We start from the raw sequence: 22,458 nt of genomic DNA on the forward strand, positions 1-22,458 counted from the left end.
CGCTCGTTGTTGATCGCTGATGACTTTGAGACTTCGCTTAGTCGATGAAGTGAAAGACCGTGCCGACCGGTCAGGCGTGGTCGTGCTCCAACGAGTGTTCGTGTCAAAGTCAAAGGTCCGGCTTAGATCAACTCTGAGCGGTTCAACTCAGGTGTCCCGATCAGGACATGACGACCACGGGTGTGTCTGCCCCGGCAGTTGAGGCGTCGTCTTTCGTGCGGTTGAAACTCATGATGAAGTCAGTTGCTTTGGAGGCGGCACTGCTCGCCCGGAAAATGTAGCTGGAGTCTCCCTTCATTCTCTCCAGCCAGCCATTGAGGTAAGCGGAGTGATTGTCGAGCGACTCGGTGATCGGGATGCCGATTTCATTGGCGAGGAAGCAGGCACCGATCTCAGCAACGAGTTCTTCTTCCGCATACTGTTGTGCCCGTGCGTTGCTCGCTGCTTTCCAGTTCAGGCGGCGTTCATTCAAGCTCCAGTGAATGAACTCGTGTGACAGACTCTCGTAGTACTCACGATCGAATCGCTCACGCTCTGGCATCTGGATGTAGTCGTCAGCCGGACTGAAGTAGCAGTGATTGCCGCCGTGTCGAATATCTGCACCGGTTGCAGAAAAGACCTCTTCAGCATGTTCGAGTCGCTCGAACTCCGTGCGGGTGTCCTGTTCGCATCCTGCACGAAGGTGATTCAAATGATCGCCTTCGACCTGATCAATGTTGAAAACGGTATACTGCTTCAGGATGAAGAACTTTTCCTCAACCTCATCGCCGTGCGTGTCGGTCTTTGTTTTCGTGATCGGTTTGGCGAAGACAATCCTTGTGCCCCATTTGCCGGGTTCAATGCCCTCTGGGCGTTTCATCACTTGCCCGTTGAGTGCCTTCCACTGCCTGAACGTGGCCCATTGCTTTGACTGAAAGCCATACTTCATCGAAGCAATCATGCATAGAATCGGATTGACGCCGGTGTATGGCATCCGGCTGACGACATTGGTTGCCCACCCCGAGTTTGGGCATTGTCTCCAAGTGCGTCTCCATGGCGGGAGCGATCCAGATTCGATGCTCTCGATGATTCGATTCGTGATGTCGTGGCGAACTTGATTGTTGGTTGGCACTGCGAATGTCTCCGTCGTGGTGGTTGAGTGACGGCGACATTACGGGTGTCAGATTTCGAACTTGGGGCTTCTCCGAGTATTCAGCGAGACCTGCGACTGCGGTTTCATGTTTGGGCCAACCTCGACGCTGAGACAGTCGCCCATGAGATCACAGAGGTGACAGATAGCAGCATGAAACACAGGACTATCGGAGTGTTGTCTCAAGTTTCACCGACTCACGGCTTCTTGAACGTCCTCACGCCAGACGGCGTGTCACCGAGACAGATGAATGAGGCGTAACACCCGGTTCTGGAGTGCTATTCCCATTGAGTTATGTTTCTTGTCCTACCAGTATCTGGTACTGCGCTGACTCACATCGTAACCAAGCCCCTCAAGTACCAGAGTGACTTCACGATAGATCGACCAATGGGCATGATCGCACCGTTTACGAAATTCATCTTTCGTGACATTGGCCAGTTCATCGGTTGTCTCTTCAGGGAAGTCCTTCATTGCGTCTTTCGTGTCGCTGGTCAGGTCCAACTCGGCAACCAGACAATTCTCCGGTTCTTCGACTGACTCAGGTCGAGGTCGTGACACTGTAAGCGGACAGATGTCATCTGCGTACCAGTGTGCCCATTCCAACCACATGGGGAACGCTTCTGGATTGGATGGCACAACTTCTTTCTTGTCCAGTGTCTTCTCAAGAGCATCCAAGTAGCTTCGGATTCGTTGTGACTTTTCCCACGATTCGACGGACGACATCAAATCGGTTCGCCGGGATTCTTCATACTCTTTCTTTTCTTTCACGATCTTGCGACGGGACTCGGCCTTCACTTCCTGTCGGGCACGACACTCGTCGTCGAGCCGTGTGCTCTTTTCACTCTCCATCCACAGGTGAAGTGTCGAGATAAAACTACCCAACACATTTTCGAGCACTTGGATCTTTCCGTCGTTCCATGTCTTTCTCAAGCCGTCGCCGTAACCGTGGATCTCAAGTGACAGTTTTCCAGTCGCTTCGTAGCTCCAATCTTTCCAGTATCGCTGCTTATTGGGATTCTTTTCGTAGCGACGAACAGTCTCGGTGAGAGAAACGCTTGCGCCATCTTTACCAAGACTGAAGCAAGTTGGATCTACCTGAACTTCACCTCCTTCGTTCTCCCACGCTTTGATAACTGCATCAAAGATCCTAAGAGCCCTTGGGAGGCACTTCTTTGAAACACCGATACTCAAGCAATCAGATTTTGGAACTTGGATAATTCCGTTGCTGTCTGTTTGGGCTGCCTTTAACCGACTTCTTGATGACCGAACGTGTGGATGCGGCTTGGTGAGTTTCTCCGAGACTTCCACCACAATCTTCTGGCGTGTCGGTACTGGATCGTCCTTGTCGAAGTTCTCCCGGAACGAAATGATCTCGCTCAGATCCTCGGCATTGAGTTCAGGTAATTCAACACGTTCAACTTCTTTGCCATGTGCGAGCTTGGCCCAATACCCAACAGGTGGGCGAGGGATATCGTACTTGCGACAGACCTTAGCCAGACCAACATCAGAAAGGCCCAGCGTCGGAGCAACCTTTGTCATTGGCTGCGTCCATACTTTGTCGTAAAGCTGTTTCCGAGTGAGTGGCGTTGCTTCGATGCTCATTAGCTAGACTTCGGCTTGGACAGTCTCATGAAAAACCGATCGCTCGTTTGAACTGAGTCTTTATCTGAATCGTCCATCACTATCTCGTCAAGTTTCTGTGAGAACGAAAGCGCATTTGAGCTTGCCTGCGATCATTTTGGACAATTCAAGTACTTCAACTAACTAGCTGGCGTTCCCGAAGGCGTCTTCGAGTGCCTATTGGTCATGACACATGAGTAGCCATGCGACAACGGACACCGGCTACGTAAACGAAGCGGCGTGACTATTCGAGATTCGATGAACGAGTGCCGTCGCAGAGGTGGTGTTCGAGCAGAATCAATCGAACTATAGAGTGCTGTGTGCTATTCGCTTGGAAGAATCCAGCAAACCGCCGATCACAGTCGTTTAACGATGTCCGAATACACCTTCATGTGCAACCCTGACTTCGCTACGTAGTTGCAAAGCTGATTTCGCTTTGACTTGTTGGCTTCCCGAAGGCCCATGAGCGCTGCGATACCGGCGATGCTACCCGGTGAATTGCGAAGCACGGATTCCTTCATCTCCAAAAAACCATGCTTGTTGTCAAGACATTCAAGCACGACTGCTTGAACTACATTCGAAGCATTCGTGTGCTTGTAGATCTTGGTCAGAAACTCAGCCAGCACGTGGTCAAATTCGTAAAAGTGAATTGCAATCTTGGCGATCCAAAACAACTCAAATTCAGAAATGTCGGATCTTGAGACACGTTTTGTGAGGATGTCCCAGCAAGCTCCGTCGTCATCGAATGTTGCTGTCGAAAAAAGGCGATGAAGATGTTTGATTAAGTGTGGATGCTGATCGCAGACAAGTTCAACAAGACGAATAATCGTCGAACCTTCGTCAATCAAAGCCAGTGCAAGTTCCAAGTCTTCTTCCAAGACTCGATCCTCATTGACGATTTGTTCCAAGTATTCCCGCTCGGCTTCTTCCAGATCAACCTCGTCGGATTCAGTGTCATCGTAGCCAACGGCCTCCTCTCGTTTTTGAAGCAGGCGTTTCTTGACAGCATCGAGATTGCGTTCATCGAACGGAGTTCCCTTTGACCCGAACCGTGTCTTGTCGGCATTCAGGCAAAGGTTGTGCGAGCCCAACATTTGTTGAAGAACCAGAACATCCGAACGCAATGTTCTTTCAACATTACTGAACAGGTAGATGTCATCCAGAAATCGAATGATGGCAGGTGAACGCAACTCGGCACTCTCTTCAACGAATGCCAAGAAATGGTTGCCCACCGTCTTCGCAGGGTAAAGTCCCTGCGGAAAACAATTCACAGATGTACCGCTGTTGATCTCACGAAGAAATTGACCGAAGCGTTCCTCATCGTCATGAGAAATGTAGCTTCCGACGAATTGGGCAACATCATGGTGGTAGAAGCTGTTGAAGCAATTGCTGATGTCCACTTTGGCAAAATATTTGTACTCAGCCTTCAGTTCATACTTTGCTCTGCGGAAGTCATGGTACTGGTCGGTCGGTGACAATGGCTTTCGTCGCTTGAACGAGTATCCATATCGGCGACGTAGATCGGGCCTGCTCTCTTGGAAGTAGGTCGGAGCGTGAGTCAGGACGGCATCGTAAAGATAGAAAGTCGAAACCGGATCAAGAGCCAACACCTTTCTCAAGTGGCACGAGTCTTTGAGTGCATAACTCATCGGTGCGGTTAAGAACGAAGCCGTCTTGTCGTTCTTGTCAAAGATCGAATCGTAAACATATGCATGAATTTCCGATTCCCCGTGCTTGATGTATGCGAGAGTGCTGTCGAGTGGAAAAAAACCTCTGATGTGATCGTCGGCCACGAAGTCCGATGTCATGTATTTGGGAATCTTTGGCATGGCATCATCATCGCTTTCTGATCACACGATCCAATTCTGCATCTGACATGGTTGCCAGATGTCTGAAGGCTTCTGGCCTTTCACGAATTCGTTTTCGGATTGCGGCTGGAACTCGGTCGGTGAGAAGAAGCAACTCATCTTCGTCTGCCTCAAGTGCGTCGGCCAGTCTGTGGACAAAGCTCTCACTGGGATAGTCACCAACGTTTAGCCGTTCGTTCTCAACCTTCGAGATGTACGACAGGCTCACGTCCAGACGTTCTGCGAGCTTCTGTTGAGTAAGCCCTTGCTCTTGCCGAAGTTCTTTGACTCGATTGCCGAATCGCATGTCGTCGCCTTTGCCTCGATTGCCGATGCTCCACTTGAACTGTATTGTAGTGGTACTGTTTGGTCAACAATGGGCAGCTTTTTAAGGTTCGAAGAGAACGTCGATGGCGAATGGAAACGGCAACAAGACGGATAAGGTCTCACAGGATGAGATCAATGGCATTCTCTGGAAAGCGTGTGACACGTTTCGTGGGGCGGTCGATCCATCTGAGTACAAGAACTACATCCTTGTGATGTTGTTCGTGAAGTACATCTCCGATGTCTGGCACGACCACTACGCCAAGCTTGTTGAGGAGTACGGCGACCCCAAGAGCAAGACGGCCAAGGAACGGATCGAGCGGCGGCTGAAACGAGAGCGGTTTGTACTCCCTGAACATTGCACATTCGGGAGTTTGTACGAGCAGAGAAATGACGCCAACATCGGCGAGATAATCAATACGGCACTGGATGACATTGAAGACTCCAATAAAAAGAAGCTGGAAGGCGTCTTTCGTAACATTGACTTTAACTCTGAAGCCAGTCTTGGTCAGACCAAGGAGCGGAACTCTCGCCTCAAATCGCTAATGGAGGACTTCAATGATTCTCGACTTGATCTTCGCCCAAGTCGAGTCGGCAAGATGGATGTCATAGGTGATGCCTACGAATATCTAATCGGTGAATTCGCAGCAGGTGCAGGCAAGAAAGCAGGTGAGTTTTACACACCACCTGAAGTGTCGCAGTTGATTGCTCGTTTGATTGTCCCTCAGCCCGGAGAGCGTATTTGCGACCCGGCGTGTGGGTCGGGTTCTTTACTGATCAAGTGCGGACATCAAGTTGGCTCAAACGATTACTCACTCTTTGGGCAAGAGATCAACGGCTCAACATGGGCACTCGCCAAGATGAACATGTTTCTCCATGCGATGGACAACGCAAGGATCGAGTGGGGGGATACTATCCGCAATCCAAAGCTGATATCCGATGATCGTTTGATGAAGTTTGAAGTCGTCGTCGCCAATCCTCCTTTCTCCCTAGACAAGTGGGGACAGGAAGAAGCAAGAGTTGACGAATACAACCGTTTCCACCGAGGCGTTCCACCCAAGAATAAGGGGGATTTTGCGTTTATCAGCCACATGGTGGAATCGGTAACGGCGGAGTCGGGGCGTGTGGCGGTGGTAACGCCTCATGGCATTTTGTTTCGTAGTCGAGGTGAAGGAGCGATTCGACGAAAACTTGTCGATGAGGGTCTACTGGACACAGTGATTGGTTTGCCGCCTGACCTGTTCTATGGAACGGAGCTTGCTGCTGCGATACTTGTTTTTCGAAGGCAACGGCAGGACGACAAGGTGCTTTTCGTTGATGCCAGTGGAGAATATGCGGACTGCAAAAAACACAATCGATTGCGAGCAGGCGACATCGAGCGCATCGTGGACGCCTGCGAGAAGAGAACGAATATCCCTCGTTATTCGTTTTTAGCCAGCCAAAATGACATCGAACGAAATGGTTATAACTTAAACATCCCCAGATACGTGGATACTTACGAGGAACCGGTTCCGATTGATCTCGAAGACGTAGCGAGCAAGTTGGATCAGGTTGAGCATCGGCTAGTTGCCGCAGAACAGCATCTCGAAGAATGCCTAAGGGGTGTCGAACATGCAAATTGAAGACTGGATTCCCTGTGAGATGGGCGATCTCTTCGAACGTAGGTCCGAAGATGGAATCGCTGGCTTGCCTATCATGTCTGTAACAATTGACAACGGGCTCGTTCGGCGTGATTCGTTAGATAGGAAAATGGAGACGAACATCACAGATGAGGAGCACCTTCTCGTTCGGAAGGACGACATTGCATACAACATGATGCGTATGTGGCAGGGTTCCTTCGGGCTGGCGTATGAGGATGGTCTCGTTAGCCCTGCCTACGTAGTCTTGAAGCCGACCAAACGCATAGTCCCTGCGTTTGCCGCCCATTTTTTTAAGCATCCTCACACGTTGAAGCAATTTAGAGATTTTTCGCATGGAATTGCGGATGATCGCCTTCGGCTCTACTACGAGGACTTTGCAGTAATACCAACACAAATTCCTCCAAAGCCGGAGCAGACAAGGATCGCTTCATTCCTTAATGCTTGTGACGAGCAACTTAGGATTCTGCAAGAGAAGACCGAACTGCTTTGTCTGAGGCGGGAAGGGCTATCGGAGCGAATTCTGAGTGGAAAGTTACGACTTCAGACTAGTGATGACGAATGCGGAGAGGAGTGAGGCATGGCTGTTTCCGAATTCCTCGAAGATCTTGTGTCGCACTTGCCAGCTTTGCATCTTCTACAACAAGTTGGACATGAATACCTGACCCCGTGCGAGACAATGAGTCTTCGTGGGGATCGCCGTAGTCGTGTCATCCTGAAGCCTATTCTGTTCGAACAACTCCGTAAATTGAATCAAATCACATTCAAAGGACAGACTCACGATTTCACGGAGACCAACCTAAACAATGCTATTGATGCGTTGATGGACATTCCATTTGATGGCTTAGTCAAGACTAATGAGCGAGCATTTGACTTGCTTACGTTGGGCAAGGCCGAAGAACAAACGATCGACGGCAATAAACGAAGCTATACGATTCAGTATCTCGATTGGGAGAACCCCGAGAACAACGTCTACCATATCACGGATGAATTTGAGGTCGAGCGGACGGCATCACACGAGTTGCGTCGTCCTGACATTGTTCTTTTTGTAAACGGGATTCCGTTCTCCGTAATTGAGTGCAAGCGACCAGACGACACAGATGCCGTCGAAGTAGGAATCAGCCAGCACCTTCGCAACCAGCGATTGAACGAAGTTCCCGGCCTATTCGTCTACTCCCAACTTCTCGGTTCGATTTGCCAGAACGATGGCAAGTTTGCGACGACTGGAACGGCGAGGAAGTTCTGGTCGGGATGGAAGGAAGAGCATGATGACAATCTTGATGTCAAACTTGCCAAGCTCATTAACACTCCACTTACTTCGATGCAACTCAATCGGATGTTCGACAGCCGCAAGCCTGCGGTTGTTGCGAAAATGAAAGAGCTTCTAGCATCCGGTCAGCGCCTGCCCTCTCCGCAAGATCGATTGTTGTACTGCCTCTTTCGTCCAGAGCGTCTTCTTGAGATGACGTATCGGTACACGGTCTTTGACAAGAATGTGAAGAAGGTTGCACGATACCAGCAGTATTTTGCAATTGGCGAAACGATAGCGAGGGTGACGAATTCAAAGGGTGACGAACAGCGACCGGGGGGTGTCATCTGGCACACGACCGGCAGCGGAAAAAGCCTGACGATGGTGATGTTGGCGAAGGCATTATCACTGGAGACATCGATCAAGAACCCACGTGTGGTGATCGTAACCGATCGTGTTAATTTGGATCGTCAGATATGGAAGACGTTCATTGCCTGCCGAAAGACAGTCGAGCGAGCAAAAAGCGGTAGCCATCTGGTCGATTTGGTGTCTAACGGGAAAGCCGACATCATCACAACGATCATCGACAAGTTTGAGTCAGCAGCGACAACCCACGATCTACGTGATGAAGGCAACAACATCTTCGTGTTGGTGGATGAGAGCCATCGTAGCCAGTACGGACTCGCTCACGCCAAAATGAAGCAAGTCTTTCCAAAAGCCTGCTTCATCGGCTTCACCGGAACACCGTTGCTAAAGAAGGAGAAGAGTACGGCCACGAAGTTTGGTGGTTTCATCCACTCATATCCAATGCGGCAGGCCGTTGAAGACAAGGCGGTGACTCCGATTCTCTATGAAGGGCGAATGTCGGAACTGCATGGAGATCAGAAAGCAATCGACAAATGGTTCGACCGAATCACCAAGGATCTTTCCGCCGAACAAAAAGCCGATCTGAAGAAGAAGTTTCGACGTGAAGAGGAACTGACAAAAACTTCAGAGCGGTTGTATGAGATTGCATTCGATTTGGTCACGCACTTTTGCGAGAACTTCAAAGGAACGAAATTCAAAGGTCAGTTCGCCGTCAGCAGCAAAGCGATGGCATTGAAGTATCACCAGTTGTTTGAGCAAATTGGCAAGGCATACCCGGAACGAAGGCTGTCTTCTCGTGTCATCATCTCGCCTCCAGACACACGAGAAGACAACGAAACGATCGAAGAGGATGACGTGCCAGAAATCCAGAAGTTCTGGAAGCAGATGATGGATCAATTTGGGTCCGAGAAGAAGTATCTGGAGCGGACGATTGAAGACTTCGAGAAGAAGCCAGAGCCTGAGATCATCATTTGTGTCGATAAGTTGCTCACCGGTTTCGATGCTCCCTGCAACACAGTTCTTTACATCGACAAGCGTCTTCGTGATCACAATATCCTGCAAGCGATTGCTCGTGTGAATCGCCTCTTTGACGGCAAGGACTTCGGGTTGGTCATTGACTACCGAGGAATCTTCGGGGCACTCGATGCAGCAGTAAAGAAGTACGATGCATTGAGCGGCTTCGATGAAGAAGACCTTGAAGGAACATTTACGAACGTCGATGAAGAGGTCGCCAAACTGAAAGAGCGACACACGAATGTGTGGTCTGTTTTCAGCGCAGTCCAGAACAAACAAGATTTAGAGGCGATGCAGCAATGGCTGCGGCCAGACGATGTACGGCAGGACTTCTACGACGCTCTGAATGAGTTCTCGAAGACACTTCAATTGGCAATGTCGTCGGCCAAGTTTCATGAAGACACCTCGAAATCGACCGTCCAGCGTTACGTTGATGACATGAAATACTTCCGCAACCTTCGAGCGGCAGTCAAACAACGATACAACGAGGCCGTCGATTACAACGAGTACGAAGATCAGATCCGCAACATGGTCGATAAGTACATCGGTGCGGACGAGGTAAAGCAAATCGTTGAGCCGGTCAACATCTTTGAAGTTGACAATCTCGATGAGGAACTTGCAGGAATTGAGGGAGCAGCAGCAAAAGCGGACTACATCGCTTCACGTGTCAAAAAGACATGCGTGGAGAAGATGGAAGAAGACCCTGTTTTGTACCAGAAACTTTCGGAGGTTATTGACGAAGCAATTCAAGAGTATCTGGAGAAGCGACTTAGCGAAGAAGCCTATCTCCAAAAGATGTTTGATGCTTGGAACGAAGCGAAGAACCAAGGATCATCCAATGTGCCGCCCGAGTTACGCAGTGACCCAGAAGCAAAAGCATATTTCCGTTTGTTCTTGGACGGTTTCGAAACGGTTACCGCCAGATCGGCACAAGTCCAAGAGGCAAAGGCCGACTACGACGCAGATGACGGCCAAAACCCACGAGATGTAGTTGCTGGCATCGCAGCGGAAACCGCTTTGAAGGCTAAGAAGCTAATTGACGAACACAAGATCCGTGACTGGACAGAGAATCGTGATGTTGAGAACGCCATGATCAACGATCTCGATGATCTAATGTTTGCAGTTAAAGGACGCTACGACCTTCAACTTACTGGTGACGACATTGATGAAATGATCGAAGGCGTGATCCGTGTCGCAAAGCGTAGGGAGAACCGACGATGAATCTCCTCAGTGCGAACGAAGATAGTCGGACACTGATGTTGCATTACGGTCGTAAGCAGATCGAATACGAAGTTCTCTATTCTGGTCGCAGAACGCTGGCAATTGATGTTCACCCTGATCTGTCGGTGGTGGTAACTGCTCCGACTGGAACCGCCGATGATGCCGTTGATGAAAAGATGCAGAAACGAGCATCATGGATACTTCAGCAACAGAGATTTTTTGAGAACTACCTTCCCGCTATTCCGGCCCGGCGTTATGTCAGCGGTGAATCACATCGCTATTTGGGTCGGCAATATCGATTGCGTGTTTACGGCGGTGACGAAGATATTGTCAAAATGTCACGTGGTCAGATCAATGTCTTTCTGACTGATCGAGCGAAGACAGCACGAACCAAGCGACTTGTAACCGGTTGGTTTCGCAGCCGGGCAGATGTGATTTTCCAGCAACTCTTTGATGCCATGGCAAGCAAGAGTGAAAGACACGGCATCACCGCTGGTTCTTTCGACATTCGACGAATGAAAAACAGATGGGGAAGCTGCACTCAAGAGGGACGAATTCTTCTTAACCCTGATCTGATCATCGCTCCCAAAACATGTATCGAGTACGTGATCGTTCATGAACTCTGTCATTTACAACAACACAACCACGGACCAAGGTTTTACCGACTGCTGAATTCTCTCATGCCGGATTGGGAGCAGCGAAGGGAAAGGCTGAATTCATGCGTGGTGTCATAGGAATAACTGAGGAATCAAAATGAGGGCACTTGGGGGATTTACCAACGGGGTATGGGCGGACGTATTCGCCTCAGAGGATGAGGACGACGATTCTCCCGGCTGCGAGGAGCAGCTAAAGCAGTCATTGACCGACTTTCTTCGCAGCCAGAACCTCATTGTTCTGACGGGACTGGGTACGTCGCTCTGCATCAAAGGTGAAGACGACAGCAAACTGGCACCCACGATGTGGGATCTTTGGAACGGCATCGAGGAAGAGGTTACAGAAGAGCGACTGAAGTGGGTGTGTGAACATGTCGGTCAATCGATGGTTGAAGACGAAGACACGGGAGAAGATGTTTACAAACAAGACATCGAGCTATTGCTGTCGAAATGCCTTCTTTCTCAAGAATTCAAACGGCACAAGAATGTTGCGATGTTCATTCGCAAAGCTGAAGCAGTGATCAGCAAGTTGTGCAACTTCGTATCTGATGATATTGCACTGGATGTCCACGAAGCCTTTCTTCGTCGAATTGCACGTAGGCCAACCAAACATTCTCGAACAAAATTGTTCACTACGAACTACGACTTGGCGTTTGAAACAGCAGCGAGTCGAATACATTTCGTCACGGTCGATGGATTCTCTCACACAATCCCGCAAGAGTTCGACAGCAGCTATTTCGCCTACGATTTTGTTCGACGAGATGATGACGGCTCGTCTCCAAACTACATCCAGAATGTCTTTCATCTGCTAAAGGTTCATGGAAGCATTGATTGGCAAAACAAGGGTGAACGGATCATTAAGACCGAAGCCCCCGATGATCCAGTGTTGATCTACCCACGGCACAGTAAGTTTGAGTTGTCGTACGAGTCTCCTTTTCTTGATCTGATTTCTCGGTTCCAGTCATCGCTTCGACAAACAGAAACTTCCTTGCTCGTCGTTGGATTCGGCTTCAATGACAAACACCTCACACAGCCGATCTTGTCAGCGATCAGAAGTAATGTCGGGCTTCGCACCATCGTGGTATCGCCGTCGCTGGAAACTGCTGGTGGTGAAGCCGTAGAGAAAATTCAGGGCTTGATTGAGTCGGGAGACTCCCGGTTGTCATTGGTCGCTGGCACGTTCGAACAGTTTGTGCCGCTCATCCCGGATCTTATCTCGGAAACGGAAGAAGAGCGGCATCGACGACGGATGCGGGGAGAGGCATGAGATGAATGATCTGCCACATCCCTTTGATGACCAGCGATACATCGGCACAGTCACGCAGGTCGGCCCAAGCTCTGTTCGTGCAAATCTTCCAAGAGCGGGAGATAGTGGAAGTCGGCTACATCATGGTCTCCGAGTCGCTGGTGGCGAGGTCGGAGAATTCGTCGTTGTTGAATGCGATGAGTTAGCCGTTTTCGGTCGAGTCCTTGATGTTCGATTACCGGAACGTGAGAGGCTCACCGTCGAACCTTCGCTTGGATCACAAGGCGATTTGCATCCAGTTGGAACCGTACAGCTTTTGGCAACGATAGATCTCGCTGAGACAAAGGCTCTTGCAGGGATAAGTCGTTATCCTCGACTCGGTAGTCGGATCTACTCTGCTCACCCTGAGTTGGTACGGTGGTTGATCGCTGACTCAGGCAGAACCAAGGACAATCCGCATGTTGTTGAGTTGTCGTTTGCGTGTCTAACGGATGACCACTCTGTAACTCTAGGTGTGACACCCGAGCAAATATTCGGTCGCCATTGTGCGGTGCTGGGAACCACGGGTGGGGGGAAAAGCTGGACAGTTGCACGCCTTCTCGAAGAGGCTACTCGCCATAATTCAAAACTGATCCTGTTGGATGCAACTGGTGAATTCTGGCGACTTGAAGATGAGTCCATTCATCATGTGACAGTTGGCGAAGGCCCCCGCCTCCCAGACACAGCCGAAAAGGTTGCCTTCCCTCATTCAGATATGATCGAAAGTGACCTGTTTGCACTGTTTCGGCCCAACAGTCAATCGCAAGGCCCAAAGCTTCGTGAAGCGATACGAAGCCTCAGATTGATGCAGCGCTGTGATGACATGTCGGACGAAAATGGAAACCTCATCAAGCGTGGTGCGAGACGAGAGCCAGTGGAAGCGGCCTTCGCTGAGCAAGCAGAGTATGTTGAATCGCCAAGGTCGTTCTTTGCGGTTGATGTATTGGCGAAGCAGATTCGTGAAGAATGCATATGGCCGTATGCACGAAACAGCGACGAACGATACGGAGACGGCAACCAACAGGATGAAGGCTACTGCCTTCCCTTGATGATGCGAATTGAGAGCATTACGGCATCTGCCGATTACGCTTGTGTGTTCAAGACAGACGATATGACCACAGTTGCCGACGCAATCGACGACTTTGTTGCCGATGACACCGCTCGCCTGCTTCGGATATCTCTTCGGAATGTTCCGTTCGGGAATCATGCACGTGAAGTAGTGGCGAATGGAATCGGTCGTGTGCTATTGGACAAGGCACGTGAGGGAAGATTCAAAGAACAACCTTTGGTCGTCTTTCTTGACGAAGCTCATCAGTTTCTCAACCGAACAGTTGGCGACGATTACCTGAAGGTGGAACTAGACGCTTTCGGACTTGTCGCCAAGGAAGGACGAAAATACGGATTGTCAATTTGTATCGCTACACAACGCCCTCGTGACATTCCGCAGGATGTTCTCAGCCAAATGGGGACACTGATCGTTCATCGTCTAATCAACGATCGTGACCGGGAGGTTGTCGAACGAGCCGCAGGGGAAATCGACCGCTCCGCTGCTGCCTTCTTGCCAACACTTGGCCCCGGAGAGGCCATTGTCATTGGCGTCGATATTCCTGTGCCAATGGCGATTCAAGTCCGCAAGCCACAGGCGAAGCCGGATTCACAAGGACCGAACTATCAGGTTTGCTGGTCTCACCCGAAAACAATCGATGCATCGTCACTTCCCAATGAAGATTTTGGAATCGTTTCCATGAGTGGCTTTGAAGAAGGTGAATACGAGCTTCCAGATGGAGAGACCGCTGATGGCGTCACATGTGAATTGACCTTTGATGACGATTCAAGCTTTGACGTTGGAGAGGGAACAATTTTCACATGTTGCGAGATTGAGTGGGAGGTTACCGACGTGGATGCAGCTTCGGTGTCAATCACAATTAAACGAGCATAAGAAAAAGGGCACGGCACGAAGGATCTTCAACGGGTCGGAAAGACATAATGAAAACCAAGACGATCGAAGTTGGAATTGAATCCGATGCTATTGAGAAGATTGCAAAGGTCTCAGCAGATCAAGCAATCGAAGAACTGATTTGGAATGCGATCGATGCTGAAGCTTCAACGATTCAGATCGAGTTTGACCGGAATGAAATCGACGGCATAACGAAAATCACTGTCACAGATGATGGGCATGGAATTTCGCCTGACGATGCTGAAACGATTTTTGGCAGCATTGGTGGATCGATGAAGCGGCTAAGGCGACGAAGCCCAAAGCTCGAAAGGCCGTATCACGGAAAAGAAGGGCAAGGCAGATACAAGGCATTTTCACTCGGCAGAAAAGTCGAATGGATCAGCCGCCCTCTTGCGAACGGTAGCGTGACTGAGTTTTCCATCGTGCTAAACAGTGCGAAGTTGAAGTCAGCTTCAATCAGACCACCGACATCGCATAGCGGTACGACGGGTTGTGTAGTGGTCATCGAAGATCTCCACGATGCCGCCATTGGTTTAGATAACGAGAGTCGTCTCTCAAGTCTCTCACACCGTCTTGCTCCTTACCTGATGGGGCACCCAGAAATCCGTATCATCTATGACGGCGAGGAACTTGATGTCGAACGTTCTGTGAGTCGCAACGAGCTAATTAAGGTGAGCGACAAGGGCACAGATGAAGAGCAGCCACTGAATTTTGACCTTCGAGTTTTGGAATGGAACAAAACTCGAAAGGGCTCGCTGTTTTGGTGTGACGAACATGGCGTTTCACTAAATGAAACCAAGCTGGATTTGAAGGGAGTTCGTTTTTCGTTCAGCGCTTACGTCCTCTCCGATTCCGTACGATCATTGCACGACGATGGCGGTCTTGCACTTGGCGATTTGAGTCAGCAGGTTCGGAGAATCAAGGAACTCGCCAGAGCGAAGGTTCGTGATTACTTCCGACAGCGACAAGCTGAAGAAGCTCAGCATGTTGCTGAACGCATTCGTAAGGAAGGCATCTACCCATATTCTCATGTGCCAAAGAACCCGGTCCAAAAAGCAGAACAACATGTGTTCGACATCTGTGCTGCGACACTTCACGAGTTCCTGCCACAGTTTGACAGTGTTGATAAAGGGTCTCGAAAATTTACTTATCGTCTGCTGCGAGAGACGCTCGAAAGTAATCCATCCAACCTTGGTCACATTCTGCAAGAAGTCTTGAAGCTCACAGAAGAGCAACAGGATGATCTTTTGCATTTGCTGGGAAAGACAAGTCTTGGAGCAATCATTGGATCGGCCAAGACAGTTTCTGATCGACTGGCATTTATCAACGGTCTGGAGCAGATCCTTCACGAAAAGACCATCCGCAAACATCTCAAGGAGCGGACACAGTTGCATCGAATACTCGTGGAGGAACTGTGGCTTTTCGGTGACGAGTACACGCTCGGAGGTGACGATGTAAGCCTCAAGACCGTTCTTGGAGAACATCGAAAAGTTCTTGGCCTATCACCACTTGATGCTCAAACGAAGAAGACGATTAAGGATCTTGATGATGTCCCAGACCTTCTACTGTGGCGGCAATATCTCAGAAAAAGCGATGATCGTTTTGAGCACTTGGTCATTGAACTCAAACGACCGACCGTGAACGTGTCACAAACTGAAATAGGGCAAGTGAAACGCTACGCAAGCAAGGTCGTTGAGAACAAGTATTTTGACAAAGAGAGAACTCGATGGAAATTCGTAGTTCTTAGCGACGGCATCGCCGCTGATGCGAAGGCGGATGTGAACCAACGCAACCGAGAAGTGGGCCATGTTACCAGCGCCGACGAATACGACATTTGGGCATTAACGTGGTCTCAGGTAATCCATGCCGCAAAAGTCCGTCTTGACTGGATTCAGAGTCGGCTTGAACTGAAGGTGTCAGACAACTCCGAGGGGATGCAGTATCTGCGTGATAAATTTAGCCACCTTCTACCTGACGAAGCCAAACCTACTGCAACCACGACCTCAGACTCGGATGTCGAATGAAATTTCTTTCTAGCCCATCAGAGGTCGAATCGGTTCTGGCAAAACAGATATCAACATGCAAATCACTTCGATGGGCCGTGGCATGGGCTTCATGCAACACAAAGTTGTTCACGAAACTGGTTGAGTCAAAGGACAAGATTGACCAGTTGATCATCGGCATTCATTTCTATCAAACCGATCCCGATTTTATCGAACAGTTTCTCGATCATCCGAACGTCAAATTTGTGATGAATCCTGATGGCGTGTTCCATCCGAAGATGTACTTGTTCGAGCACGATGGTGGAAATTGGTTTTGTGTGACGGGAAGTTCCAATTTCACCAAAGGCGGTCTTTCGTCAAATTCGGAAGTCGCAGTTGCATTCGACAAAAATGATGATGTCGAAAACAGCAACTACCTTTCCATCGATTCAACGTTGAACGATTACTTTGCGATGGATTCTGCTCGAACACTCACGAAGCAGGATTTGAGTGGGTATCGAGCAATGTGGAAGCGACAGCAACGTCGGCTCGAATCCTTATCTGGCACATACACAGCGACGACAAAGAAGAAAAAGCCAAAGACATCACCATTGGATGTGGCGATCTTCGTGATGGACTGGCCCACGTATTACGGGACCGTCAAAGACGACAAAGGAGTCCACACTACCGAAGGCAGGCTTCGTGTGCTGGAAACCGCAAACGGCTTTTTCTCAAGTCATGATCATTTTTCTGACATGAATGATGATTCACGACGTGGAATCGCAGGGATCTACGAAACCGAGCAAATCGACTGGCTCTGGTTCGGGAGCATGAAGGGCCACGGATATTTCAAGCAGGCTATCAATAATAATGTTCCCCAGATCTCTGAAGCTCTGGACGAAATACCGCTGACAGGCAAAGTGACCGAGGAACATTTCGACCAGTACCTCACCAAAATAGGACATGCTTTTGACAATGTTGGTGTTGGCACGGCCACACGCCTACTGGCGATGAAGCGGCCTGATTGTTTCGTGTGCCTCGACAGCAAAAATCGAGACAAGCTGTGCGAAGAATTCAAGATTTCCAAGAATGTCGGACTGGATGATTACTGGGGCCTCATCGTCGCACGCCTCATGGACTCAAACTGGTGGAATGCACCAGAACCCCACGACCCGCACCAGAAGCGAATCTGGCATGGACGTGCGGCCTTCTTGGACGTGATGTTCTACGATCCCAAGTGAAGCTTCTTACCAAGGTAAGCGATCTCAGCCTGCGATTTTCAATCACATTCAGAACGTGTTGGTCTTCACGAACAAAGCACAGGCAGCCGCAGGGACAGACCAAGGTCTCGTCGAGATGCGTCAATGCGCCCATCGAGACGAATTGCCCCTAAGACACCTCTTAATCTCAGCAATGCGTACCAGAGTATTCTTTTGCGGATTTGAGTCAGGCACGTGCGAGGGGTATCGCCCCTGCCACACCTGATGGCACTTTCGACATGTGAGTATCACCCATTCGGTATTGTAAAAACCGTACTTGTAGCTCAGGTGGTGACAATCCAGTCCGGGAGAATGGCAGAGGAAGCACAAGCCGTGCTCCCTCTGCCAGACGTAATCTCGGACCATTCGCCATTCGTTCGTGCCATACCATTTGCCATTCATGCAGGTATGTATTCACACCACCATCAAAACCCTTCACGACTCCAATCAACTTCTTTCTTTGGTTTTGGCTTAACCCGGAATTGCCTCAACCACTGGCTGATATCATCGGCAACATCCTGAACTTGAGAGGCCGGAATGCGCAGCCCACGATGTGAATACGATTCGGTGTGGTTGCCGTCAATCTCATCCATCATTTTGAGGAACTCGATTTCGACGCAGAATTCAAATGCTTCGGAGTATTCGAGGTGTAGCCGATTGCGATCCATATCCGAAACACAAATCTCGTCGTCGAATACGACAACTCTGACTCGATCACGCATGGGCTACCTCCTTCACTGACGACCATTCGAATGTTGGTACGTCCTGCTCGATGTTTCTGAGCACCCGATTGATGCCTGCAACGAATTCTGCTGTCGATGCCCATGTTTTCTGAGTGTAGTGATGATTGAGATCCGCCAGTACGAGACAGAGATGAGACCTCGCCACCTTCAAACTCAACTGTCTAACGATGAGTGGATCAACGTGATCGTCTCGAACCATGAAGTTCCGCAGGTGGCGTTCGTAGTCGTTTAGCAGGCTGGCTGCTGCTTGATGATTCCTTATTGCGTGACCATCGAATTTCACACGCTCAAGAATACTGTCCGTCGTAAGGACATGCCTCTTGTGGAGCGGGTCTGCGGCAGCGTCTTCTTGTTCTCGTCGCTGTTGTTCTTGAAATTCATCGCTTCTTAGCCACTGCTGGTGCGATTCGAGAGCCTCCTGTTCCGCACGTGCCTGTCGTATGGCTTCAACTCTTCCTTTGTAACAACTGATCAGGAAGGCACCGATGTTACTGCGAGCCTGCTTTCCACTCTCTCGATTCTTCTGATCTCTGGCTTTGATCTGGGAAAAGAATTCGAGAAACTGGTCATCGGTTTCGTTCAGTTCTTTTGAAAGTTCAATTGCCTGTTCAGCCATTCGCTGCGTCATTAGCCCAATGCAGACTCTGCGGCGTTCATCGTAACCGTCGCCTCGCAACTCATACTCATTCCGATCAGCAGGTGGTGTGGGTTCCTTCTTTTCGATTTTTTGTCGCTCCGGTTGCAGCCGGAATAGATCCAAATGGGATTCCTTGATGTCGAGTAGATTGACTCGCATTCGATCACCGAATGTTTCTCTCGTTATCAGTCCAAGCTGATCGAGGTCAACAAGTACCGACGAAATTGTCTTTCGATGAATTCCATTGAGCAAAGTTGATATTCCGGTTGCCGTCGTGAGCGTGTACGCACTCTTTCCAGACAGACTGATCAGAATTGAAAATACAGCGGAGTGGTTAATCCCGAAACGCCGCTCAACTTGCCGATACGTGATCTTCGCCGCTTTCCTTGGAACCAATAGACCGACATAACAACACCCGTCCGACCAATGTTCTCCCTCGTGATTCTCAAGAGGCAAAAACCACTGAGGATCAGGGTCATTCAAGGAAACCGTGCGACCATTCTTCGCAACAAGACTATTAAGGTTTTTCAACGCTGTCGAAACTGTTCGAGGTGAGATGCTCGTCTCTTTGGCAATTTTTCTCACAGTCGCTCCAGTTCCGATGCGTGACCGGTATGCCAAATATGAAAATACGACTCGCTCGTAGAACCACTTATTTGGACGAGTCAGTGTCAGCCTCTTTCGAAACTCTCCATGCTTCTCTTCGGTCAATAGCTTCAGATATGCAACTTTCTGCATCAGTGTGTGAACATTCATATTTCTCCTTTCGTTCAACTCAAGAATGAGTGCTCACAGGTAGATATGCAGCTAGTGCGCATTTTTTCCAAACTGTGATGTTTTTTTTCACGCATGAGTGACGCACTTTTTCCGCCCAGTGATGCGTTCCTTCCTCAAACCATCAAAAAGAGTGGCGCATTAAGAAAGATGAAGGAACCATCAGAAATTGGTTCAATAAGAAACCTCGTAACGCCACGAGGCTTTTTCGCCTGCGGCGGTCGAGAACAGCATTGTCCTACTGATTGAAGCGTCACGACCCGCTCAATCACGAGTCAGGCTGTCGTCCCTGTGACAGCTTCATTCTGACACACGTGCTATGGTGAATGTCAAAGAGGCGTCGATGCAAAGAAAGGACTGACTTGGGACTAGCTGACATTGGTCATCACAAGTCCCCAGCGCTGCAACCCAATCACTGAGATGAAGCGTGCGAATCCCGGCACGTACACGACTCATCGGTAAGTCAGTCCCGGTGAACACAGCCGTTGGCGTTTTGTCATTCTGGCACAATGTCACACGTCAGAATGACAAAACGACAAGACTTAATAGCTGGCACTACTGCTGGTCCACTCCTGCCATACGGGCTTCCCGAATCCGGCGCTGACATGTGCGTTTGCTTTTCCCGGTGAGTTTCATGAACTCCGCCACGACATCGTCTGGTGACTCGTTTTTTTCAATCAGCGTTCTAATCAGGTCCAATTCTAACTCCGTTTCTTCTTCCTTCGTCGGAACTGGTTTTCGTCTGGCCACTTCCAGCTTTACCAATTGATCCTCCATTGAACTTCGAACGAGATCCTTCCAGTGCGTCTCAGAGTCTTTTGATTTCCACAAAATGAAATCTCTGAATGCCTTATCGACCAGCATTCGAACATCGGGTCGAATTTCTAATCGACGCCCTTGTTCGACGACAAACTCGGCAACATTCTGGCATTGCTTCGGCGTCATACGTGCGTCTTCGAATTGGTATCCTTTCTGAGCAATGCTGCGCATGAGTGCGACAATCTGCTCATCGGTTGGATTGTAATTCAGCGTTTGAACTCGGCTTTTGAGAGCGGCCATTACTTCGTCCCCATGCAGTTCGATATTTGAGATGGCAATGACACCACCTCGAAATCGAACCCTGACAGTACGGTTGCTACGTGTGTACCTGATCTCTCTGCTGCCATCGGGTTGACTGCCAAGAGCAGCCAATAGAATATTTCTTGCTGTGGCCTGCTGAAAAATGCTCGCCACGTCATCGATGACGATGATGCCGTCCGGGTTGTGTTCAAAGACTTCGAACAGACCGATCGGAGTGACATGACCATTCTGGTAGACGTAATCTTTCTCAAGTTCGTCAAGTGCTGTCCGGACGGTAAAAGTTTTCGATGTTCCCGCTCGTCCATAGAGGTAGAAACCGGCGTGACCGTGTATTGCCACCCCTTTCACTCGGTCTCTCACGATAGACAAGGTGTCGTTGAGTTCCATGAGCGCCGGATCAGTCGATTCATCTTTCTGTCGAGTTCGAACTGCCGACGACTTATTTGGGATGTACCGACGCCGAATCTGCCGAGCAATTGACGAAATCGTTTGAAATTCCGTCTCCAGAGATTCTACGGATGATTTGTCGGTCTTGAGTGACCGGTCGATGGCCTCCAGACGACTAACAACGTCTCTGACCTCTTGTGCGATTGTGTCAATCATTTGCAATCCTCCTCGATAATGACTTGGAGCACGTGACTCCTGTTCCCGGTGTCTCGACAGCGGTTGTGCCGGACACCGGAAGACTACGAGTGCGAGCGTGGAACGCCCATGAACAATCCTGTAAGCACCTGCTACGTCGGCGGCACCCAGCGGTATCCTCGTCCCTTGACACCTTCAATATGTTCGCCAAGGCCCGACGGATGTCTTTTCAGCCCTTCGTTGATGGCCCGGAATAGTGACTCATCGATGATGTACTGCGGGTATTCATTCTTCATGTCCTGCGCCGATCGCAGTTCGCCTTTGGCGTCGATCAGGCATTTCAAGATGGCCGCAAGCGGCATATCGATCGGATAGGTCATTCCATCTACGTGAACAAGTTCCTTCTCGATCTCAACGTGAATGTTCAGGGTGTTTGAAGGATCGTGATCAGAGTCGAACAACCACTTCGACCATGAAATCACCTCTTCGCCTTTCATTACGGGCACTGGTGTGGTGGTCATCCCAGCACGCTTCATTCGCTCGACTGGTTCTGGCCCGAAGAATTCGATCAGTTCTTTTTCAGACCAGTAGTCATGATTTCCACCTTTCCTTCCGACTGGGAAAACGAACTCCAGTACATCGCCATCATTCAGCAGGTACTCGTCGGATACTTCTCGCCCATTGATCACTGCGGTTGCCGCTTCTCGAACATTGAGCACGTCACGTAGTTGTCGTTTCACGTCGTGAATGGCCTGACCTGCCACGGGAAGTGTGAGACGGTTTGCCCCATGAGTAATCTCTACAGACATTGTTTTTCCCCTTCTGGATATTGGTACAACGCTTGAGTTTCAGTAGCGCACGAAAAACGGAGACCCCACGGATTCGCTGAGGCGCACTTAATCTGTGCGATCCAGCGAGTCAGTTGTGGTGGTCTCCGCTACTTACAAACGCATGGTACGACGGATATTTTGCGTTGTTTACTGGATTCCAGAATTATCCGACTTGCCGATCTGCCGGAGATTCAAACGCTGCCACAGGATTGTCGAATCCTTCCGGGACTGGCGCATTGGCTGATCGCTCTTCAGCAAGATGAAGCCAG

At 49.7% G+C, this 22,458-nt stretch carries 17 protein-coding genes; 9 read left to right on the top strand and 8 right to left on the bottom strand.

Annotation, left to right across the window (positions count from 1 at the left end; translation table 11 throughout):
- Positions 1-160 precede the first annotated feature (160 nt).
- The 4 genes from CA54_RS19430 to CA54_RS19445 form a co-directional block, all read right to left on the bottom strand.
- Positions 161-1,111: an ArdC family protein gene (locus CA54_RS19430; RefSeq protein ID WP_146372661.1), complete on the bottom strand. Its 951-nt coding sequence runs from the start codon at positions 1,109-1,111 to the stop codon at positions 161-163.
- A gap of 324 nt (positions 1,112-1,435) precedes the next feature.
- A complete protein-coding gene (locus CA54_RS19435; RefSeq protein ID WP_146372662.1) occupies positions 1,436-2,731 on the bottom strand; it encodes a hypothetical protein in 1,296 nt (431 codons plus the stop codon).
- Positions 2,732-3,105: 374 nt separating this feature from the next.
- Positions 3,106-4,578 (bottom strand): reverse transcriptase domain-containing protein, encoded by a 1,473-nt coding sequence (locus CA54_RS19440; protein ID WP_146372663.1) that lies wholly within the window; start codon positions 4,576-4,578, stop codon positions 3,106-3,108.
- Between the two features lie 7 nt (positions 4,579-4,585).
- On the bottom strand, positions 4,586-4,903 hold the full coding sequence (locus CA54_RS19445; protein ID WP_146372664.1) for a helix-turn-helix domain-containing protein: 318 nt from the start codon (positions 4,901-4,903) through the stop codon (positions 4,586-4,588).
- Between CA54_RS19445 and CA54_RS29490 the strand changes: the two genes are divergently transcribed.
- The 9 genes from CA54_RS29490 to CA54_RS19485 are packed head-to-tail and all read left to right on the top strand — an operon-like array spanning position 4,850 to position 17,525.
- Positions 4,850-5,038 carry a hypothetical protein gene (locus CA54_RS29490; protein WP_197532766.1) on the top strand — a complete coding sequence of 63 codons (189 nt, stop codon included), beginning with the start codon at positions 4,850-4,852 and terminating at the stop codon, positions 5,036-5,038. The two genes, CA54_RS19445 and CA54_RS29490, sit on opposite strands and share 54 nt — an antisense overlap.
- Positions 5,007-6,542, top strand: coding sequence for a type I restriction-modification system subunit M (locus CA54_RS19450; RefSeq protein WP_146372665.1), 1,536 nt, complete (start codon positions 5,007-5,009; stop codon positions 6,540-6,542). The genes CA54_RS29490 and CA54_RS19450 overlap by 32 nt, the downstream gene beginning before the upstream one ends.
- Positions 6,532-7,134 carry a restriction endonuclease subunit S gene (locus CA54_RS19455; protein WP_146372666.1) on the top strand — a complete coding sequence of 201 codons (603 nt, stop codon included), beginning with the start codon at positions 6,532-6,534 and terminating at the stop codon, positions 7,132-7,134. The genes CA54_RS19450 and CA54_RS19455 overlap by 11 nt, the downstream gene beginning before the upstream one ends.
- Before the next feature lie 3 nt (positions 7,135-7,137).
- On the top strand, positions 7,138-10,407 hold the full coding sequence (locus CA54_RS19460; protein ID WP_146372667.1) for a type I restriction endonuclease subunit R: 3,270 nt from the start codon (positions 7,138-7,140) through the stop codon (positions 10,405-10,407).
- The gene (locus tag CA54_RS19465; protein WP_146372668.1) at positions 10,404-11,141 is read left to right on the top strand and encodes a M48 family metallopeptidase; all 738 of its coding nucleotides are present in this window, start codon (positions 10,404-10,406) and stop codon (positions 11,139-11,141) included. The genes CA54_RS19460 and CA54_RS19465 overlap by 4 nt, the downstream gene beginning before the upstream one ends.
- A 19-nt stretch (positions 11,142-11,160) precedes the next feature.
- Positions 11,161-12,327, top strand: coding sequence for an SIR2 family protein (locus tag CA54_RS19470; protein WP_146372669.1), 1,167 nt, complete (start codon positions 11,161-11,163; stop codon positions 12,325-12,327).
- Position 12,328: 1 nt separating this feature from the next.
- Positions 12,329-14,284: an ATP-binding protein gene (locus CA54_RS19475; protein WP_146372670.1), complete on the top strand. Its 1,956-nt coding sequence runs from the start codon at positions 12,329-12,331 to the stop codon at positions 14,282-14,284.
- 47 nt (positions 14,285-14,331) lie between these two features.
- Complete coding sequence (locus CA54_RS19480; RefSeq protein WP_146372671.1) at positions 14,332-16,326, top strand: ATP-binding protein; 1,995 nt, start codon at positions 14,332-14,334, stop codon at positions 16,324-16,326.
- Positions 16,323-17,525: a phospholipase D family protein gene (locus tag CA54_RS19485; RefSeq protein ID WP_146372672.1), complete on the top strand. Its 1,203-nt coding sequence runs from the start codon at positions 16,323-16,325 to the stop codon at positions 17,523-17,525. Before CA54_RS19480 ends, CA54_RS19485 begins: the two co-directional genes overlap by 4 nt.
- Before the next feature lie 443 nt (positions 17,526-17,968).
- On the opposite strand, the gene CA54_RS19490 is transcribed toward CA54_RS19485, so the two are convergent.
- The 4 genes from CA54_RS19490 to CA54_RS19505 all read right to left on the bottom strand — a co-directional run bounded on the left by CA54_RS19490 (position 17,969) and on the right by CA54_RS19505 (position 22,168).
- Positions 17,969-18,265 (bottom strand): hypothetical protein, encoded by a 297-nt coding sequence (locus CA54_RS19490; protein WP_146372673.1) that lies wholly within the window; start codon positions 18,263-18,265, stop codon positions 17,969-17,971.
- On the bottom strand, positions 18,258-19,679 hold the full coding sequence (locus tag CA54_RS19495; protein ID WP_146372674.1) for a hypothetical protein: 1,422 nt from the start codon (positions 19,677-19,679) through the stop codon (positions 18,258-18,260). Before CA54_RS19495 ends, CA54_RS19490 begins: the two co-directional genes overlap by 8 nt.
- 573 nt (positions 19,680-20,252) lie before the next feature.
- Positions 20,253-21,380 (bottom strand): hypothetical protein, encoded by a 1,128-nt coding sequence (locus tag CA54_RS19500; protein ID WP_146372675.1) that lies wholly within the window; start codon positions 21,378-21,380, stop codon positions 20,253-20,255.
- 131 nt (positions 21,381-21,511) lie between these two features.
- On the bottom strand, positions 21,512-22,168 hold the full coding sequence (locus CA54_RS19505; RefSeq protein ID WP_146372676.1) for a hypothetical protein: 657 nt from the start codon (positions 22,166-22,168) through the stop codon (positions 21,512-21,514).
- Positions 22,169-22,458: the final 290 nt, after the last annotated feature.

It is taken from the genome of Symmachiella macrocystis, assembly GCF_007860075.1.
In the GTDB taxonomy this organism is placed as follows: domain Bacteria; phylum Planctomycetota; class Planctomycetia; order Planctomycetales; family Planctomycetaceae; genus Symmachiella; species Symmachiella macrocystis.

What these genes read in the sequence shown, in the direction of transcription:
- CA54_RS19435 (WP_146372662.1), bottom strand. Translation starts at nt 2,731, where the DNA reads ATGAGCATCGAAGCAACGCCACTCACTCGGAAACAGCTTTACGACAAA.
- CA54_RS19440 (WP_146372663.1), bottom strand. Translation starts at nt 4,578, where the DNA reads ATGCCAAAGATTCCCAAATACATGACATCGGACTTCGTGGCCGACGAT.
- CA54_RS19445 (WP_146372664.1), bottom strand. Translation starts at nt 4,903, where the DNA reads ATGCGATTCGGCAATCGAGTCAAAGAACTTCGGCAAGAGCAAGGGCTT.
- CA54_RS19450 (WP_146372665.1), top strand. Translation starts at nt 5,007, where the DNA reads ATGGCGAATGGAAACGGCAACAAGACGGATAAGGTCTCACAGGATGAG.
- CA54_RS19455 (WP_146372666.1), top strand. Translation starts at nt 6,532, where the DNA reads ATGCAAATTGAAGACTGGATTCCCTGTGAGATGGGCGATCTCTTCGAA.
- CA54_RS19460 (WP_146372667.1), top strand. Translation starts at nt 7,138, where the DNA reads ATGGCTGTTTCCGAATTCCTCGAAGATCTTGTGTCGCACTTGCCAGCT.
- CA54_RS19465 (WP_146372668.1), top strand. Translation starts at nt 10,404, where the DNA reads ATGAATCTCCTCAGTGCGAACGAAGATAGTCGGACACTGATGTTGCAT.
- CA54_RS19470 (WP_146372669.1), top strand. Translation starts at nt 11,161, where the DNA reads ATGAGGGCACTTGGGGGATTTACCAACGGGGTATGGGCGGACGTATTC.
- CA54_RS19475 (WP_146372670.1), top strand. Translation starts at nt 12,329, where the DNA reads ATGAATGATCTGCCACATCCCTTTGATGACCAGCGATACATCGGCACA.
- CA54_RS19480 (WP_146372671.1), top strand. Translation starts at nt 14,332, where the DNA reads ATGAAAACCAAGACGATCGAAGTTGGAATTGAATCCGATGCTATTGAG.
- CA54_RS19485 (WP_146372672.1), top strand. Translation starts at nt 16,323, where the DNA reads ATGAAATTTCTTTCTAGCCCATCAGAGGTCGAATCGGTTCTGGCAAAA.
- CA54_RS19490 (WP_146372673.1), bottom strand. Translation starts at nt 18,265, where the DNA reads ATGCGTGATCGAGTCAGAGTTGTCGTATTCGACGACGAGATTTGTGTT.
- CA54_RS19495 (WP_146372674.1), bottom strand. Translation starts at nt 19,679, where the DNA reads ATGAATGTTCACACACTGATGCAGAAAGTTGCATATCTGAAGCTATTG.
- CA54_RS19500 (WP_146372675.1), bottom strand. Translation starts at nt 21,380, where the DNA reads ATGATTGACACAATCGCACAAGAGGTCAGAGACGTTGTTAGTCGTCTG.
- CA54_RS19505 (WP_146372676.1), bottom strand. Translation starts at nt 22,168, where the DNA reads ATGTCTGTAGAGATTACTCATGGGGCAAACCGTCTCACACTTCCCGTG.